The 19,226-nt window shown below is 40.6% G+C and carries 12 protein-coding genes; 7 read left to right on the top strand and 5 right to left on the bottom strand.

Going from position 1 to position 19,226, the window contains the following annotated elements:
* Positions 1–69: 69 nt before the first annotated feature.
* Together RIB54_RS12305 and RIB54_RS12300 are read left to right on the top strand one after the other, a co-directional pair.
* Positions 70–261, top strand: a complete 192-nt coding sequence (locus RIB54_RS12305) for a hypothetical protein (protein ID WP_350066686.1) — start codon at positions 70–72, stop codon at positions 259–261.
* 119 nt (positions 262–380) lie between these two features.
* A complete protein-coding gene (locus tag RIB54_RS12300; protein ID WP_350066688.1) occupies positions 381–590 on the top strand; it encodes a hypothetical protein in 210 nt (69 codons plus the stop codon).
* Here RIB54_RS12300 and RIB54_RS12295 read toward each other — a convergent pair.
* Complete coding sequence (locus tag RIB54_RS12295) at positions 587–1,639, bottom strand: RluA family pseudouridine synthase (protein WP_350101180.1); 1,053 nt, start codon at positions 1,637–1,639, stop codon at positions 587–589. The two genes, RIB54_RS12300 and RIB54_RS12295, sit on opposite strands and share 4 nt — an antisense overlap.
* 140 nt (positions 1,640–1,779) lie before the next feature.
* Between RIB54_RS12295 and RIB54_RS12290 the strand changes: the two genes are divergently transcribed.
* The 5 genes from RIB54_RS12290 (at position 1,780) to RIB54_RS12270 (ending at position 13,199) form a co-directional block, all read left to right on the top strand.
* Positions 1,780–3,726 carry an alpha-1,4-glucan--maltose-1-phosphate maltosyltransferase gene (locus RIB54_RS12290; RefSeq protein ID WP_350101179.1) on the top strand — a complete coding sequence of 649 codons (1,947 nt, stop codon included), beginning with the start codon at positions 1,780–1,782 and terminating at the stop codon, positions 3,724–3,726.
* A gap of 4 nt (positions 3,727–3,730) precedes the next feature.
* Positions 3,731–5,347 carry a hypothetical protein gene (locus RIB54_RS12285; RefSeq protein WP_350101178.1) on the top strand — a complete coding sequence of 539 codons (1,617 nt, stop codon included), beginning with the start codon at positions 3,731–3,733 and terminating at the stop codon, positions 5,345–5,347.
* An 8-nt stretch (positions 5,348–5,355) separates the two neighbouring features.
* The gene (gene glgB, locus RIB54_RS12280; protein WP_350101177.1) at positions 5,356–7,290 is read left to right on the top strand and encodes a 1,4-alpha-glucan branching protein GlgB; all 1,935 of its coding nucleotides are present in this window, start codon (positions 5,356–5,358) and stop codon (positions 7,288–7,290) included.
* Positions 7,291–9,720: a DUF3536 domain-containing protein gene (locus RIB54_RS12275; RefSeq protein ID WP_350101176.1), complete on the top strand. Its 2,430-nt coding sequence runs from the start codon at positions 7,291–7,293 to the stop codon at positions 9,718–9,720.
* Positions 9,721–9,944: 224 nt separating this feature from the next.
* Positions 9,945–13,199: a WD40/YVTN/BNR-like repeat-containing protein gene (locus tag RIB54_RS12270; protein WP_350101175.1), complete on the top strand. Its 3,255-nt coding sequence runs from the start codon at positions 9,945–9,947 to the stop codon at positions 13,197–13,199.
* A 142-nt stretch (positions 13,200–13,341) separates the two neighbouring features.
* Here the strand turns inward: RIB54_RS12270 and RIB54_RS12265 are convergent, their stop codons facing one another.
* The 4 genes from RIB54_RS12265 to RIB54_RS12250 all read right to left on the bottom strand — a co-directional run bounded on the left by RIB54_RS12265 (position 13,342) and on the right by RIB54_RS12250 (position 18,980).
* Positions 13,342–15,696 carry an ABC transporter permease gene (locus RIB54_RS12265; RefSeq protein ID WP_350101174.1) on the bottom strand — a complete coding sequence of 785 codons (2,355 nt, stop codon included), beginning with the start codon at positions 15,694–15,696 and terminating at the stop codon, positions 13,342–13,344.
* A 180-nt stretch (positions 15,697–15,876) separates the two neighbouring features.
* Positions 15,877–16,164: a type II toxin-antitoxin system RelE/ParE family toxin gene (locus tag RIB54_RS12260; protein WP_350101173.1), complete on the bottom strand. Its 288-nt coding sequence runs from the start codon at positions 16,162–16,164 to the stop codon at positions 15,877–15,879.
* Positions 16,161–16,391 (bottom strand): addiction module protein, encoded by a 231-nt coding sequence (locus RIB54_RS12255; RefSeq protein ID WP_350101172.1) that lies wholly within the window; start codon positions 16,389–16,391, stop codon positions 16,161–16,163. Before RIB54_RS12255 ends, RIB54_RS12260 begins: the two co-directional genes overlap by 4 nt.
* 129 nt (positions 16,392–16,520) lie before the next feature.
* On the bottom strand, positions 16,521–18,980 hold the full coding sequence (locus tag RIB54_RS12250; RefSeq protein WP_350101171.1) for a zinc-dependent metalloprotease: 2,460 nt from the start codon (positions 18,978–18,980) through the stop codon (positions 16,521–16,523).
* Between the last annotated feature and the right edge of the window lie 246 nt (positions 18,981–19,226).

Below are 19,226 nucleotides of genomic sequence, written 5' to 3'. Positions count from 1 at the left end.
TTTATTAACAAACGAACAATAAATCATCAAACTCGTTAAATTGGGTGTACAACCACTAATTGTAACGAAATGGAAAATTTGACTAAAAAACAGGCCATTGTCCAGTCGCTTGAGTCAATGAACTCAAGGGAGCAGGAACAGCTCATTGGTTTTATCAAAGAGATGCTCTACGAACCCGAAAGAGACATTGACTACACCAAGTTTAAGGAAAATGCCCTGAAGGAAATCCAACAGGCACTTTCTAAAGGACAAGCAATCTGACGATTGCTTTTTTCATTTAAAATGACGTAATTATACCTAGTAGAAATACGGGTATTTAACAATAGTTGGCAGGCAGGGAAGTGAGTAATTTAATTCTTCTTAATTAAACCACTACTACCATGAAAAGCACTTCAAAAAAAGAAGCCATTATCCAATCTTTAAAATCGATGGATGACACAAAGGTTGAGCGTGTTATGCGTTTTGTAAACAACCTTTTCTGGGACAGCTTAAAAAATCCTGTGCGCAGAAAAATCAAAATGAAAGCCATGAAACAAATTCAAAAGGCTTTACAGAAAAATGTTAGCGCAGCACCACAGTATAAGTTTTAGTTGTATTGCACATAGTGCTCCCATTTATCGATAACGTTGGTAAAATCTTCAGGCAGTTCTGATTCGAACTGCATAAACTCCTTGGTCACAGGATGAATAAATCCTAATGACTTGGCGTGCAGCGCCTGCCTTGGTATGGTTTTAAAACAATTGTCTACAAACTGCTTATACTTAGAAAACTGAGTTCCTTTTAACAGCTTATCCCCACCATAGGTAGCATCATTAAACAATGTATGCCCAATGTGTTTCATATGAGCCCTTATCTGATGGGTTCGGCCAGTTTCCAGATTGCACTTCACCAAAGAGACATACCTAAAGTCTTTAAGCACTTCATAATGCGTAATGGCATTTCTACCAATAGTTTCATCCTCGTAGGCAACCGTTATTCTTCTGTCCTTTAAGCTTCTGCCTAAGTTTATGTTGATTGTCCCTTTCTCTGGTTCTGGTATTCCCCACACCAGTGCATAATATGTCCTTTCAATGCTATGGTCATAAAACTGCTTCGCTAAACCATGCATGGCGGCTTCAGACTTGGCTATAACCAATAAGCCCGAAGTATCTTTATCAATACGATGAACCAAACCGGGCCTGCCTTCATTACCTTCCATCTCTGGCAAATTTTGAAAATGATAGGTCAACGCGTTCACCAAAGTACCCGACCAGTTTTGATAGGCAGGATGTACCACCATACCTGCTTCTTTATTGACCACCAATAAATCTTTGTCCTCATAGACAATGTTTAGTAGAATATTCTCAGGCACTACATCCGTATCCCTTGGAGGCTCTGGCATAGAAACTGTGATGACGTCACCTGGCTTCACCTTATAGTTCGCCTTTATCGCAGAGCCATTAACATCCACAAATCCATCGGCTATCCCATTCTGGATTTTATTTCTTGTGGCATTGGCTATCCTGTCCATTAAAAACTTATCAATCCTTAACGGTGCCTGACCCGGGTCAGCTATTATTTTATGATGCTCAAACAGATCATCATCCTGTTCCTGCATAGGCTCATTCGTCATAGCTACAAAATTACCACTAAATATCATATAGAGCATTTAGCAACTCAGAATATCCTAAAATCTTTGATTAGGATATTCGCAATCGTTTGCAGTAATATTTTGCACTACCTCCTTTATATCCGCTCATTTTGTTCATATTTTTATAAATACTCACTATTTAAAATATTATGCTCTCAGGACAAATTCGCGTCATCATTGAAAACGTACAACCGGAAATTGATTGTGGTAAGTTCTTTATAAAAAGGATTGTTGGCCAAACTGTTGATGTTACTGCTGATATATTTACCGATGGCCATGATGTGATTAATTCAAGGCTGTTATTCAAACATGAAAAGGATAAAGATTGGAGCAGCATTGAGATGCAGCATATTGTCAATGACTCATGGAGCGGCAGCTTTAAGGTGGCCAAGCAGGGAACTTATACCTACACTTTGGAAGCGTGGGTAGACTACGCACTGAACTGGCAGCATAATATTGAGCGCAAAATCGATGATGACCAGCATGTGGATGTAGAGTTGTTGGATGGTGTTCAATACCTGAAAGCCATAAAAAACAAAATAACTCCAACGGAAAAAAAATATCTTGACGAACTGATAAAACTCTTTGCCAATAAAAAAGAATATAAAAAGGCCATTAAAGAAGCTCATAGCAAAAAGCTTACGGAGCTATTTCATAAATACCCTTCTGACAAGTTTACCCTCCGTTATGAAAAGGAGCTGGAAGTTTATGTAGATAGAAAGAAGGCACTGTTCAGCACCTGGTATGAGTTTTTCCCAAGGTCTTCCTCAGCGGTTGAAGGCCAGCATGGTACTTTTAAGGAATGTGAAGCTATACTACCTGAGGTAGCCGCCATGGGTTTTGACACCTTATATTTCCCTCCCATTCACCCAATAGGTGAAGATTTCCGAAAAGGGAAAAACAACTCAACCAAAGCTCTGCCTGGCGAACCCGGAAGTCCATGGGCCATTGGAGGAAAAGCCGGAGGTCACACAGAAATTCTGCCAGAACTAGGCACATTATCAGATTTTAAAAACCTGATTAAAGCAGCAGACAAGCATGGAATAGAACTGGCAATGGATTTTGCACTTCAATGTGCACCAAACCACCCCTATGTTAAGCAACATCCGCAATGGTTTAAGTGGAGGCCTGACGGCTCAGTTCAATATGCTGAAAACCCTCCAAAAAAATATCAGGACATCCTGCCCATCCACTTTGAGTGCGATGACTGGCAAAACCTATGGGATGAATTGGTAGAAGTGGCTCTTTTTTGGGCAAAACAAGGAATTAGAATATTTAGGGTTGACAACCCACACACCAAACCTTTCAGGTTTTGGGAATATTTAATTGCCAAAGTAAAGGCCAAGTATCCGGATTTTCTATTTCTGGCAGAAGCATTTACAAGACCCAAGATTATGGCTCAGCTGGCTAAAGTTGGTTTTTCACAATCATACTCCTACTTCACTTGGAGAACTTCCAAGTATGAATTGACAGAATATCTGACTGAGTTATCTCAAACCGAGCTGAAAGATTACTTTAGGCCAAATTTTTGGCCAAATACACCAGACATTAACCCCTATCAACTACAGTCGGGCAACGAGAATATTTTTATAACAAGATACATTCTAGCTGCTACCATGAGTTCCAATATTGGTATCTACGGACCTGTTTATGAGCAAATGATCCATGATGCCATTATCGGTAAGGAAGAATACCTTGATTCTGAAAAATATGAGGTAAAACATTATGACTGGAAGAAGAAAAATAAGCTAAAAGGCATCATCACTGCGGTGAATAAAATCCGACATCAGCATACCGCTTTTCAAGACACTAACAACATACAGTTTTGCTCAATAGATAACGACAGTATTATTGCGTATATTAAGATCAGCCCTGACGGTAAGAGTCGGATATTAACAGTGGTTAATCTCGACCCTTACAGTAAACAGTCCGGTTGGGTGCAGGTGCCCTTAAGTCAATTGAACATTAAGGAGGGCACGCGGTTTACAGTTAAGGATTTAGTAGCAGAAACGGCTTATACGTGGGATAAGGAGTGGAATTATGTGGAGTTGGGAAATCATGGGTTGCCGTTTCACATTTTTAAAATAGAAGGATAAACACATGGCCGATCTTCTCACCACGAGCAAAAAATGGAATAAAGTATTTGACGATGCTGAATTTATAACACAGCTCACCGAGCAACTTTCAAAATACATGCATACCACCCGATGGTATGCTGCCAAGTCGGAAGAGGCCAAAAACTACAGAATAAGCCAGAAAACAGCGCTGGATGGTGACAAAGGAACATTGGCGCATGCCATCACCATCGAGGTCAATTTCGCAGCTGGGTTTACTGAGTACTATTTCATGACACTGGCCTTCTGCACTGGCAAAGACATCGACAAAAAAGGGGTGGTCTGTGAAGCTTCAGTTGGTGGAGTAAAAGGTCAGGTGATAGATTCCCTTTTCTGGGAAGAGTTCAGAAAGTTCCTGTTCTTTCAGATTACGAAGCAAAACAAGTTCGAAGACTCTGAGAGCATCCTTTCTTTCGAAAAAGGCAAAATGTTGCGGTCTGCTACTGATTATGAAAGTTCAAGACTTTTAGGTGTTGACCAGAGCAATACTTCAATAGAATATAATGGCAAGTATTATCTGAAAATATTCAGAAGACTTTTCCAGGATATTAACCCAGACCAAGAGCTAACTAAGTATTTATCTGACGATGCAGGCTATAAAAACGCTCCTAGTTATGCAGGTAGTATCAGTTGGAAGAAAAAGGGGTTTTCTATCGTTTCCCTTGGCTTGATGCAGGGTAAAATTGAAAACATAGGTGAGGCATGGACACTGATGACAGATGATGTCAGGGCTTACTTTGACCGAATTCAAAATGACAATGTTGATGTTAAGGATATAGAAGATATACCTTTGTTTGAGCGCAGGAAAATTAAAGACCTTGACGATGAGATTGTGCACCTCATTGGTTTCCAAACCTTAAAAAATGTGCAAAAAATGGCCTCCAGAATTGCCGAAATGCATATTGCGCTTTTCAAAAACAGGTATGACACTGCCTTTAATCCTATTGAATTTAATTCTGATTATTCAGTTTGGCTGAAAAACAGGATCATCTATCAATTTAATGCCCGTCATATTTTGGTAGAACAAAACATAGACAAGCTAAAAGGGCTTGCCAAGGAATATGCTATCAATTTTCTGGAGTCACGGGAAATCATTAATTCTAAATTTTTGGAATTTGAAGAAACCCTATTAAACAGCCAGAGGATAAGAATTCATGGTGACCTACACCTTGGCCAAATTTTAGTGACTGATAAAGGAGACTTTTATATTATAGATTTCGAAGGCGAGCCTGAAAGCACTATTCGTGACAGAAAAGTGAAGCAAACCCCTCTTAAAGATGTGGCAGGTGTGCTGCGCTCTTTTCACTATGCAGTGTATGCCGTTATTTTTGACAAATCATTTAAATCCACCCTTTCTGAAAGTGACCTTTTTCAAGCCGGGGAAAAATATTACCACTGTATCTTGTCAGTGTTTTTAAGAACTTACCTGGATACAGCCATGTCAAGCAATATGGATGTGGGCTACTATCCTGAAATTGTATACCTGTTGAAATATCACTTGCTCGAAAAAGCAATTTACGAGATAGGCTACGAGCTAAAATCACGCCCTGATTGGGTAATAATACCCTTAACCGGGGTGAAACAAATACTAGACGATAAATAAAAACTACTGTGGCAGAATTTCAAGAATTTATACAACCTCACTCATTATTCACTGATTTTGACATCAATTTATTCAGAGGGGGTAAGCATTTCAAATTATATGAAAAGTTAGGTTCACGCTGCATTAAGGTTGGCAAAACTGAAGGCACCTACTTTGCGGTTTGGGCACCAAATGCCAAAGAGGTCAGTGTGATTGGTGACTTCAACTATTGGAATGGTGAAGGCTATGAACTCAATTCCCGGTGGGACTCATCAGGCATTTGGGAAGGTTTTGTACCGGGAGTGAAAAATGGTGCTGCCTACAAGTACAAAATAGTTTCCAATGAACATGGAAGGCTTCTTGAAAAAGGTGACCCTTTTGCTTTCAAATGGGAAACGCCCCCTAAAACGGCCTCAATTGTTTGGGACTTAAAACACACCTGGAAAGACAAAAAATGGATGTCTTCCAGAAAAAAAAATAACGCCTTGGACAGCCCATACTCGGTTTATGAAGTGCATATAGGTTCATGGAAAAGGGATCATGAGCATCTATCACTCTCCTATAATGCCTTGGCTGATGAGTTGGTAAAATATGTGAAGGAGCTGGGTTATACTCATGTAGAATTTATGCCAGTGATGGAGCACCCGTTCTTCGGGTCTTGGGGTTATCAGGTGACAGGCTATTTTGCACCCACTTCAAGGTTTGGTGACCCGCAGGAGTTCATGCATTTGGTGGAAAGTTTTCATAATGCGGGCATCGGAGTAATACTCGATTGGGTGCCATCCCACTTCCCAGGCGATGCGCATGGTATTTATGATTTTGATGGCACCCACCTTTACGAGCATGCCGATCCTAGAAAGGGCTATCATCCTGACTGGAGCAGCTATATTTTTAATTATGGCAGAAATGAGGTGCGAAGTTTTCTAATTAGTAATGCCTTATTCTGGTTGGATTTATACCATGCCGATGGCTTAAGGGTTGATGCTGTTGCATCCATGCTATACCTTGACTATTCAAGAAAAGAAGGCGAGTGGATACCTAATGAACATGGAGGGAGAGAAAATCTTGAGGCCATTTCTTTCATGAAAGAACTCAATGAGAATGTTTACAAGGAGTTCCCAGATGTTCAGACCATTGCTGAGGAATCAACATCATTTCCGATGGTCAGTAAACCAACTTTTGTTGGTGGTCTGGGTTTTGGTATGAAATGGATGATGGGTTGGATGAATGATACGTTGGCCTATTTCCAAAAGGATGCTTTCTACCGCCAATACCATCAAAATGACATTACATTCAGTTTGGCTTATGCCTTTACTGAAAATTTCATGCTACCATTATCTCACGATGAGGTAGTGCATGGGAAAGGGCCATTAATCGGGAGAATGCCCGGTGATGAGTGGCAGAGATTTGCCAACCTAAGACTATTGTATGGCTGGATGTATACCCACCCGGGCACAAAACTGCTTTTTATGGGTGGCGAAATAGGGCAGACTTCAGAATGGAAACATGACAATTCTGTAGAATGGCACCTGCTTGACCATCCTCCTCATCAGGGCATAAAAGCTATGGTCACTGGTATTAATAAGCTCTATACCTCAGAGCCTGCCATGTATGAGCTGGGCTTTAGCAGCGATGGATTTGAATGGATTGAGCTAAATGATGCTCAAAATTCGGTGTTGAGCTACATGAGAAAAGGCACAAAAGAAAAAGATACTTTGATAATTGTCGCTAATTTTACCCCTGTGGTAAGGGAAAACTACCGTGTGGGTGTCAGTAAAGCAGGCGCCTGGAAAGAGATTTTTAATTCTGATGCGGCAGAATATGGAGGTAGCGGTTTACTCAACAAAAAAGCTATTAAAACTGCCAAAACCCCCTATCACGGAAGAGATAATTCTTTACAACTAAATGTACCACCGCTGGGCATTTCCGTTTTGAAGAAGGTAGTAGCAAGTAAGAAAAAATAGATGAATAATAAGTTTCTGTGTATACACGGGCATTTTTATCAGCCCCCAAGAGAGAATGCGTGGTTAGAGGAGATAGAGATTCAACCTTCAGCACACCCCTATCATGATTGGAATGAAAGAATTAATGAGGAATGCTATGCTTCAAATACACATTCCAGAATACTCAATGAAGAGTTTAAGATCATTGACATTGTAAGCAATTACTCAAAGATCAGTTTCAACTTCGGCCCGACACTATTGTCGTGGATGGAGCAAAATGCCCCTGATACGCATAAGGCCATAATAGAAGCTGATAAAGAAAGTGTTAAAAACTTCAATGGACATGGTTCGGCTATGGCGCAGGTATATAATCATATCATTATGCCATTGGCCAATAAAAGGGACAAAGAAACCCAGGTAAAATGGGGGCTTTATGATTTTAAAAAGCGATATGGTCGTCCAGCTGAAGGCATTTGGTTAGCCGAGTCAGCGGTAGATACAGAAACACTCGAGATTTGTGCGGATAACGGCATCAAATTCACTGTTTTGGCCCCTTCTCAAGCCAAAAGGTTCAGAAAAATAGGCGATGAACATTGGACAAATGGCATCAACAGCAATTTTCATTATACCTGCAATCTGCCTTCCGGCAAGAAAATAGTGCTTTTCTTCTATGATGGGGATCGCTCACAGGGCGTGGCCTTCAAAGGACTTTTGGAAAATGGGAAAGCTTTCGCTGACGATCTTATCTCTGGATTTCAGCCAACAGATGGGCCTCAGTTAGTGCATATTGCTACAGATGGAGAAAGTTATGGTCACCACCATAAAAATGGTGACATGGCATTAGCCTATGCGATCAGATATATTGAGAATAATAATCTGGCAAGAATCACGAATTATTCTGAGTACATGCATACTGTTGATGCTGTATATGAAGCTGAAATTCATGAAAATAGCTCATGGTCTTGCGCTCACGGTGTGGAAAGATGGAAAAGTGACTGCGGTTGCCATACCGGAGGAATGGAAGGCTGGAATCAGGCCTGGCGAGCTCCACTTAGAGATGCCTTAAACAATTTAAGGGAGCAGTTGATCAAGGTTTTTGAAAAGGAAATGAAGCCTTTAATGCCAAAGCCTTGGGAGGCCCGCAATGCCTATGTTGAGGTAATGCTTAATCGCACCAAAGCGAATATTGAAAACTTTATTTCCAAACATGCGACCAATGGCTTATCTGAAACTCAAAAGACAAAGGCCATTAGGTTGCTGGAGATGCAGCGCCATGCCCAGCTCATGTTTACGAGCTGTGGTTGGTTTTTCAATGAGCTTTCAGGTATCGAGACAGTGCAAATATTGCAGTATGCAGCAAGGGCCATCCAGCTAGCGGAGAGCGAATCAAACGCCAAATTGGAAAATGCATTTTTAGCTGATTTGGATAAGGCCAAAAGTAATATTTCTGATATTGGAACAGGCAAGGATATTTATCAAAAATACATATCGCCATATAAGCTAACGCTTACCCAAGTGGGTATGCACTATGCTGTAGCCTCGCTATTTGCCAATAACCCCAAGACCCTTACTGTTCTCAACTACGACTGTGAAAGCATAAAATATGAGCGTATCAACGCTGGTATTCAAAAATTAGCCATAGGATCTACAAGTGTAAGCTCTAAAGTTACCCTGTCTCAAAAGGACTTTAGTTTTGTTGTGCTTTATTTGGGTCAGCACCACTTAATTGGTGGTACTACCAAAGCCTTGAATGATCAGGAATTTGGGGATATCTCGTTAGAGCTCACCAATGCTTTTGGAAGAAGTAACATTGCAAAAGTTACCGACCTGATCAAGGAGCATTTCAAAGAACACAACTTCTCCTTCTTTCATATGTTTAAGGACGAGCAGCTCAAGCTTGTTAACCAATTCTTAAACCAGAGTGAAGACCAGGCCTATGAGTCTTACCGCAAGATTTATGATATTAATTACAATATCATGAATGTGATGGCCCTGGAAAACCTTGGCATTCCAGATATCTTGAGAAAGAACCTGGAAATGGTGATCAACATAGAGTTGAAAGACAACCTGATGGCACCTGAGTTTGATCTTGAAAAGCTAAAACACCTGGTGCACGAGGTCAACAAATGGAAGGTAAATCTTGATGAGGAGATTATAAACAAGGCGCTACAAAACCTTCTAGATAAATTGTTAGACAGTTTTGAGCAGGAGCCGGTTAAAACTGATCCTTTGAAAAATGTGCTTTCTATTCTAAAACTGGCCAATCAAATTAAACTCAATCCTAATTTGATCAACGTTCAGAACAGTATTTTCAACCTTTCAAAAAGTATTTACTCAGGTAAACTTACGCTTGACAACCAAAAAGCGATATTGCTGATATTGGAAAGTATTGCCGAAATGGTGAACATCGACTTGAGCTTTACAAGAGACAATGTTTTGGTTAAGAAGTAATACAGAGGTAAAAATAGATCCCAGCTTTTTAATCAATAGGACAATCCATTTCTCTGTGTTTTCTCTGTGATCTCCGTGGTTTATTAAAGCCGCAGAGCCTGCAGAGACTCACAGAGAGATGTTCTAAAAAGAACAAAATCTATGTAACTAGTCCCCGTTTTTACAAGCGGTTTAAAAAGATGGTGCTTTATGATTATTTTAGGGATAAACCAATCCTATCAATCATGAAAAAAATCCTTCTTTATCTATTGACGTTTGCACTTTTTATTCCAGCAGAGTCGGTCTTTTCTCAACGCAGAGGCGAGTCTCCTACTAAAACGCCAATAGACACCAAGCTTTTCAATAATCTAAAATTTAGAAACATCGGTCCGGCATTCATGTCTGGCCGTATTTCTGATCTGGCCATTGACCCAACCAATGAGAACATTTGGTATGTGGCAGTGTCTTCCGGTGGGGTTTGGAAGACCATCAATGCAGGCACAACATTTACTCCTGTGTTTGATGACCAGTCGGTATTTGCGACTGGCTGTGTAACCATCGACCCAAATAACACACATACTATCTGGGTAGGCACTGGCGAAAATAATGGTGGCCGTCATATCAGCTTTGGAGATGGTGTTTATAAAAGTGAAGATGATGGAGCTACATGGACCAACATGGGACTTAAGCAATCAGAGCACATTTCTAAAATATATATAAAACCCGGTAACTCTAATGTAATTCTGGTAGCCTCTCAAGGGCCACTTTGGAGCGCTGGTGGTGAAAGAGGTTTTTATAAATCAACTGACGGGGGTAAAAACTGGAAGAAGACCTTAGGAGATGAAGAATGGACAGGAGTTACTGATTTTGTGGTAGACCCGAGAGATCCAAATAGAATTTATGCGGCTACATGGCAACATAATAGAACAGTAGCTGCCTGGATGGGTGGTGGTGATAAAACTAAAATCTACGCCAGCTCAGATGGCGGAGACACCTGGGAAATGCTAAAAAGCGGATTGCCCGAAGGTAAAATGGGTAAAATTGGCCTGGCCATTTCCCCACAAAATCCAGACGTAATTTACGCTGCCATAGAAACCAACAGAAAAAAAGGTGGTGTTTGGAGGTCTGACAACCGCGGCAGCAGCTGGACCAAAATGTCTGATGCCGTAGCTGGAGCAACTGGCCCACATTATTATCAGGAGCTTTATGCCTCTCCACATCAGTTTGATAAGCTCTATTTTATGGATAGCCCATTGAGAATGTCCTTGGATGGTGGTAAGACTTTTACTGAGGTAAATACTACTGACAAACACGTTGATAATCACGCTTTAGCCTTCAAAAAGGATGATCCTAATTATCTGATGGTGGGAACTGATGGTGGGGTTTATGAAAGTTTTGATTTGGGAGATACATGGAGGTACATGGAAAATCTACCAGTAACTCAGTTTTATAAAGTGGCATTGGATGATAGTGCGCCTTTCTATAATATCTATGGTGGTACGCAGGACAACAGCTCACAAGGTGGCCCGTCAAGGACTGATAATATAACAGGAATAACCAATGCTGACTGGCAAATGGTATTGAACTGGGATGGTCACCAGCCAGCAACAGAGCCCGGAAATCCTGATATTATTTATGCTGAACGCCAAGAGGGTAACATTTCGAGAATTGATATGAAAACTGGTGAAGTCATTGATATTCAGCCGCAAGCTGGTGCAGATGAAGGCTATGAAAGGTTTAATTGGGATGCTCCTATTTTGGTAAGTCCGCATAAACCAAGCACCATTTTCTTTGCTTCATACAGAGTATGGAAATCTGAAAATAGAGGTGACAGCTGGACAGCTATTTCTGGAGACCTAACAAAAAACCAAAAAAGGGTTGATTTACCCATCATGGGAAAACAGCAAAGCTGGGATTCTCCTTGGGACCTTTCTGCCATGTCGGTGTACAATACAATTACTTCCCTGGCGCAATCTCCAAAAGATGCGAATATTATTTATGCCGGTACAGATGATGGTCTGTTACAAGTAACTGACAATGCAGGTTCATCCTGGAAGAAGATCAATGTGAGTGAAATGGGTGTGCCAGCTACTGCTTTTATTAATGATGTAAAGGCTGATCTGTATGACGCAAATACAGTATATGTTTCGCTAGACAACCACAAGTACGGTGACTACAAGCCTTACTTTGTAAAAAGTACAGATAAAGGTGCCACTTGGACATCTTTGACCAATGGCCTTGGCAGCAAAAACCTGGTTTGGAGATTTGTACAAGATCATGTTCAAAAAGAGCTGTGTTTCTTAGGTACTGAGTTTGGTATTTATTTCACTGTTGATGGTGGAAATTCATGGACTGAATTGAACGGTGGAATTCCTACAATTTCATTCAGGGATTTGGCTATTCAAAAACGTGAAAATGATCTGGTTGGAGCTTCATTTGGTAGGGGTTTCTTTATTCTTGATGACTATTCTGCGCTTCGTGAAGTATCATCAAGTCAGCTTACTCAAGAGGCAACTTTATTCAAGCCAAGAAAGGCGTGGTGGTACGTACCAAGAGCTACTTTAGATTTTGATGATAAACGCGGTTCACTCGGTTCTCAACTTTTTGTAGCACCTAACCCAGACTTTGGCGCAGTTTTCACTTACTATCTTAAAGATGAGCTGAAGAGCGATGAGAAAGCCCGTATGGATAGAGAAAAAGGAGTTTCAGGTAATATTCCTTTTCCAAGTTGGGATGCCTTGCAAAGTGAAATGCGTGAAGAAGGTCCATTCGTTTTTCTAGAAATTAAAGATGCTAACGGCAACATACTGAACAAAGTGATGGCTTCCACTAACAAAGGTTTTAACAGAGTTACATGGAACTTGAAGGTGGCTTCGCCAGATGTCTTGACACTGGATGGTGGTTATGGCGATTCTGATGCACTGATGGTAGCACCAGGAACTTATCAGGCTACACTAAATAAGTATGTAAAAGGAAAAATCACTCAACTAGGAGATCCTGTTTCTGTGGAGGTCGTTCCACTTCGTGAAGGTTCGTTAAAAGGATCTGCTCCGGCAGAGGTAGCAGCTTTTTGGAGAGCCTATGAGCAGCTGAGCCGTGACGTAAGCAAAACCAGTATTCAACTTTCAAATGCATATAAAACAGCAGACAAGTTGACTTGGGCAGCATCAAGAAGCAACGTGAGCAACGATGTTGTAAGTCAGGTGGCTAGTGTAAAAGCAGAGGTGCAAAGCCTGCAAACTATAATGAATGGTAATGCTGCTAAACTGGCCATTGGCGAAAGAACCAATCCGACTATTGGAGACAGGCTTTTTGCTTTGAATAAAGGAATTACATTATCAACTTATGGCCCTACAGAAACACACAAACAGACTATGGAAATTATCAAAACACAGCTTAAAGATTTGAATGCCAAACTGAAAGCTACATCAGATAAAATTTCCGCTCTGGCGAAACAAATAGTAGATGCAGGCGGCCCATGGATTGAAGGGCAGGATTAACAGGGCAACCTATCTAAAAAATTAACGTCACTCTGAACTCTCCTTTTTAAAAAAGGAGGGTGAAAGAGTCTCCTCATAGAGATACCGGATAAAATCGATCGTATTAAAAGTTACGATCAATTTTTCCGGTATGACAATACAACTATTCTGACCGTAGGCATTTTGCCGGATTAATATTAGCTGCCTTGACGGCCTGCGAACCCACAGCAAACCAGGCAATCAATATAGATACTAACCCGGCAAAAGCAAACAGCCAATAACTTAGTTCAATACGGAAGGCAAAACGCTCCAGCCACATGGACATGAGCATGTAACTTAGAGGTAAGGCCACTACGATTGCTAATAATACCAATTTTGTAAAATCAGCCGATAAAAGAATAACAATATTAGTTGAGCTTGAGCCCAATGCCTTCCTTATGCCTATCTCCTTTATTCGTCTTTCTGCTGTAAAAGCTGCCAGTCCAAATAAGCCCAGGCATGAAATGAGGATAGCAAAACCTGCAAAATACAGCGATAAAGTACCCACGCGTTGCTCAGCGGCATATTGCTTTTGAAATTCAGCATTTAGAAACGAATAATCCAATACAAAACCCGGGTTGAAGGACGTATAAAAATTATCTATGGCAGCAAGGGTTTCCTGCTCTCTGCCTGCTTCTATTCTGGCCATTATATTCCAGGTGTTTTGTGGACTAATAATAAAAAAGGCTGGTTTCACCGTCTCATGGAAAGATTGGAAGTGAAAGTCCTTTACCACCCCAATGATTTCCAAATCATATTCTTCCCAGAGCTTAACAGTCTGGCCAATAGGATTGTCCAAACCCATAATTTCAATGGCGGTTTCATTGAATAATATCTTAGAAGAATCCGCTGAAAATTCTTTCGAAAAGCTTCTACCCTCTTTTATTTCCATTCCCATGGTTTCAATCAGGTCATAGTTCACCCGCATATTCTCAAAAAGGATGTTGTCTTCCTCATTTTTGCCTTCCCACTTCAGGCCACTGGTATTATTATTTCTTCCTATAAGACTGTGACCAATAGAAGATGCATTTACGACACCAGAAACATTTTTGAGTTCGTTAAGAAAGGTTTCAAGGTTGCTTTCCACTTTTCCTTCAACACCGAACATTACAATATTGTCATTGTCGTAGCCCAGATTCTTGCTTTGTACATATTGGATCTGCTGATAGATAACCATTACCGAAACGATGAGCAATACCGACATGGCAAACTGAAAAACCACCAACCCTCTTCTGGCCCAAAGCTCGCCTAGAGATCCACGCATTTCACCTTTGAGTATCCTGATGGTATTAAAGCCACTGAGGTAAAGAGCAGGGTAGCTGCCGGCCAAAAGTCCTGTAAAGATTAATACTCCAAAAATTGATAGCAGAAACTTAAAATCAAATACCAGCGAAATGTGCTTCTCTGTAATTTCATTAAATTGGGGTAAAAACATCCAGATGACCCCTATGGCCAGTACCATTGAAAAGAAAGTAATGAATATTGATTCTGTGAGGTACTGAATCACCAAACCTCCTTTACCTGCTCCTACCGCTTTTTTGATACCTACTTCCTTCATTCTCCTTGATGCTCTGGCAGTAGAAAGGTTCATAAAATTGATACAGGCAATGACCAGTATAAAAATAGCAATGAGAGAAAACAGCTGAACATATTCTATTCTCCCTCCGCTTTGCTTACCGTTTTCATAAGTGCCGTATAGGTAGCGTTCAGAATACTTTTTAAGGAAAAGTGTAACATTTGATTGTTCATTTTTTCCTTTTACTACCTCAGCTATTTTGCTCGAAACTTCCGTGGCATTAGCACCCTCTACTAAAGTTACAAATGTGCTGGGTCCATTGCTTCCCCAATTAGTCACCCACTCGTTTTCATCTTTGTATTCTTCAAATGACAATACAAAATCAAATTTGGCAGTAGAACTTTCCGGAGTCCCTTCAAATACACCAGACACCACAAATTCCTTATCATGCTCATATTCTACCACTTTACCTATAACATTTTCATCGGTGTTGAAGAGCTGCCCAGCCAGGGATTTGGAAATAACAATGTTCTTTTTGTCAGCCAAAACTTGTGAAGGGTCACCCTGCACCAAACCATAAGAGAAAATATTGAAGTAATCTGCCCCCGCATGATAGCCATCTGCTTTAATGCTATGCTCCCCAATAGACAAAGTATGTGGGTCTATCCAAGTAGTGGTGGCTGCATATTCAATTTCTGGGAAATCCTCTTTCAAAGTCTCTGCCAAAAGGCCAGGAGTGGAAGTAGTGGTCATAATATGATCGGCATACTGCTGGTGCTCCATAACCCTGAAAAGGCGGGCGTCATTTTCATGAAACTGATCCACCTTTAACTCATCCATTACCCACAAATAGATAAGTAGTGTACAGGCTAACCCTGCCGTGAGTCCGATAAGATTGATGAAAAAAGAGCTTTTAAATCGCTTGAAAGAGCGAAAAGTGAGGAGAATGTTGTGTTTTAGCATTTTGAGTTGATGTTGAGTTCAGGTTATAGACTCAACAAAATGCAAAAGGTTGCAAAAAAAGGATGACTTTTGGCCATCCTTTCAGTTCTAATTTATGTTTCCTCTACTCTCCACACATTAAATCCATGCCTGTAGCCATCTCATTTCGAAAAATACCTTCTAGATTAACTTGTAAACAGTCTATTTCCATTTTTCAGAATCTTCTCTGGTTCCAAGTACCGCCAGAACAATAACTTTGTCTTTTTCAATATTAAAATGAATGGCGCATGGAAAATGTTCTACTAATGCCAATCGGGTTGTTTTGTATCTAACTTGATAATGAAGAGGATTAGATTTTATTAAGTTGAGCTTTTCTTCAATCTCATCTAAGAAGCGCGACCCTAAATCATACTGTTTTTGCTCATACCATTGTGCAGTCTTTAAAATATCAAGCTCTGCCTCCGGCTTGACAAAAATGGTATAATTCATAATTGGCTTTTAATGCGAGCTTTAGCTTCATCCCAGCTTGATCCAGAAGATGGATTAGCTTCATGAGATGCTATTCTTTCATCTAAGATTTTTTTATGCTTAGCACTTAGTTGATAGTCCTCCTCTTTCATATCAGCCTGAACCATAGCATACATTAAGTTGATTAGGCGTTCATCAGCTTTGTTAATGTATTCATGAAGAAATTCCCTGATTTGTGCTGCACCCATAATATTCTGTTTTTTTTCAAAATAACAATATAATGATATAATACGTGCCATTAAAGACAAATAGTATAATTATCAATGCAAAAGGATGGCTTTTGACCATCCTTTTGATTCTGAGAAAGTTTTCCAAACCTACTCCCCACACATCAAATCCATTCCAATTGGTGACCCATCTGGAGGTGTCAAGTTTTTGCTGAACTCATACTCCTCGGGCTTTTCAAGGAAGGAGGCTATTCTCATAGCGCCTCTTTGATAGTGCGCCTTTTGAGCAATACTAGAGGCAGATTTTTTCTCTAATGTAGATTGTAGTTCTTTAAGCTTGTACATCACAATTGCTTTTACCTGATGGCTGGCTTCATCATGAGCTGCTAAATTGAAAAACTGATTTAATACAACCTGATCAACAGCCCTTCCAACCTCACCTTTTAAATCTTCACCGCGATTCTGTTCCCATGTATTTTTAATCACCTCATCAATGACATATTCCAGTGATGGCTGATCGCTGTTTCTTGCATGAAGCTCTACCAAACGATTCATTCTCGCAGTGTGCGTTAACAAATCCATAGTCATATTGGCAGAGGTCTCAGCTGCAGAAATCGGATCAAAAGTTAATCCGGTTCTAATATCCACTAACTCTCTACCTCTTCTATAACCTATCGGTCTTGGAGGAATCATTTTAATAATATGCTCTGGCAATGTCAGGGTCTCAGCACTGATTGACTTCATAAGACTCGCCAAAGCAGCCTTTTGCTTGGCAGCAGGCACATATTCAGTGATAGGCTGCCCATCACCTTTGAGTGCATAGCGGTAGTTCAAACCTCCAATTAGCTTTACTGTACCTTCGGCCTGATATCTGTGCAGGTAGTAAACAGGCACCAATACTTCCTCAAGGGTGGCGTAAGGCTCTCCTTTTTTAATATTATTGGCTCCAAAATTCTTCAATGCTATCTCGCGCACTTTTAAGATATGATCAAGTCCCTCTTCAGGAGATCTTCCATTATCCCATAAGTGAGCGAATGGATGTGCCCCACCTTGTGGTCTTGCATCCTGATCTGAGAGGAAGGTAAGGCCATCTTTAAATGAATCCTGAATGATTTTATTTAATGCCGCTTGCTCATCAGTCCCCTCCGGGAAATCCTGGTAGCCAAAGGTTATTGCCACCTTGTCAAACGCCCCGATCTTATCATCATAGGCATTGGCTAAGCTCAATTTTCCATCAACAATACTGATGTCAGGATGTGGATAATCCATAACAGAAGCTTTCCCTTCCGCGCTAGAAGAGTAACTGTGAGACAGGCCAAGGGTGTGCCCTACCTCATGTGCAGACAATTGTCTCAGTCTGGCCAAAGCCATTGCCTTCATAGCAGGAGAAACCTCCTTGCCATCTTCATAAGGTGCTAGCAAGCCTTCAGCTATCAAATAATCTTGTCTTACCCTTAATGAGCCCAAAAGCACATGCCCTTTAATAATCTCTCCGGTTCTTGGATCTGTAACGCTAGACCCATAAGACCAGCCTCGTGTTGACCTATGTACCCAGTTGATCATGTTATATCTAATGTCCATAGGGTCTGCACCTTCTGGCAATATTTTAACCTGAAAAGCATCTTTGTATCCTGCAGCTTCATAAGCCTGGTTCCACCATGCTGCACCCTCAAGCAAAGCCGATCTGATGGGTTCTGGTGTACCTCTATCCAAATAATAAATGATTGGTTCTACTGCTTCACTAACTGCCGCGCCTGGATCTTTCTTATTCAAGCGGTGTCTTGAAATAAAGCGCTGCTCTAAATCTTCATCAATTGGGGAAGCATAATCGTAATAACCAACAGACCAATATCCAGCTCTTGGGTCAAACAACCTAGGCTTATAATTATCATCAGGTAACTCAATAAATGAGTGATGCTGTCTTACGGTAACGCTGGTTGCTGTAGGTGTTACGCTTCTAATGTCCCAACCTGCGGGAGTACCTGTTAATGTCAAAGTAACTTCAAACTCGGAGTTTTTTGGAAAGTTTTTGGTGCGATCCATAAACATGGCAGACCTCGATTTATCCACACTGTAGCTTCCCTGCTTACCACTTTTTAATCTGCCAGACACATCATGTGCATCCTGCATTAAAAAGTCAGACAAATCTATTAACACTTTGCCATCCTCTTCGGTAACAAGCGTAAATCCCCAAAGTACCGATTTTGCAAAAGCGTCTTCTACAGACTTTCTTTCATCATCATTGTCGCTAATTGCCCTATACGAATAGTTAGGTTGCACCAATAATACTTTCGGGCCAACTTTCACAAACTTCACTACCCGCTCTGATCCTAGCTGATTTCTGTCTAGCCCAATATCGTTAGAGCCTATACCTGCAGCCAAAGAGTTGACATATAAAAACTCCTGATCGAGCTTATCTACCTCCAACATGATCTTGTCAGACTTCTCATCATAGTAATATTTGAAATAGCCATCAAAAGTTTTCATGCCGCTGGTTTTTCCAGCAATGCCAGAAGCTGGCGGGGCTGGTTTTTTCTTTTGGGCCAATGATGGGTGCTGCGATATTATAAAACAGCTCAATAGAAAGGCAATTGCAATTAGTTTTTTCATAGCTTAAAAGTTAGTTCGAGGTTCGTCATCTCGGAAATTTTATTCAAAAATTATTTCATGAATAAAATTGTCCGCGATCTAAATAGAGTAGAATCAGATACCGGATAATTAAAGTTTTGTAAAAGTTAAACCTTTAATTTCCGGCCCGCCTACCGAAGTTGTACGGAGGACAGGCATGACGCCACTGTTGTTTAGTCAGTCAGATGATAATATCTAAATGTATTGATAATAATAAAGTGCAGCAAG

This window comes from Fulvivirga sp. (assembly GCF_040218215.1).
Taxonomy (GTDB): Bacteria; Bacteroidota; Bacteroidia; order Cytophagales; family Cyclobacteriaceae; genus Fulvivirga.
The sequence above is the reverse complement of the archived record's forward strand: the minus strand, read 5'-3'. Positions and strand labels throughout refer to the sequence as shown.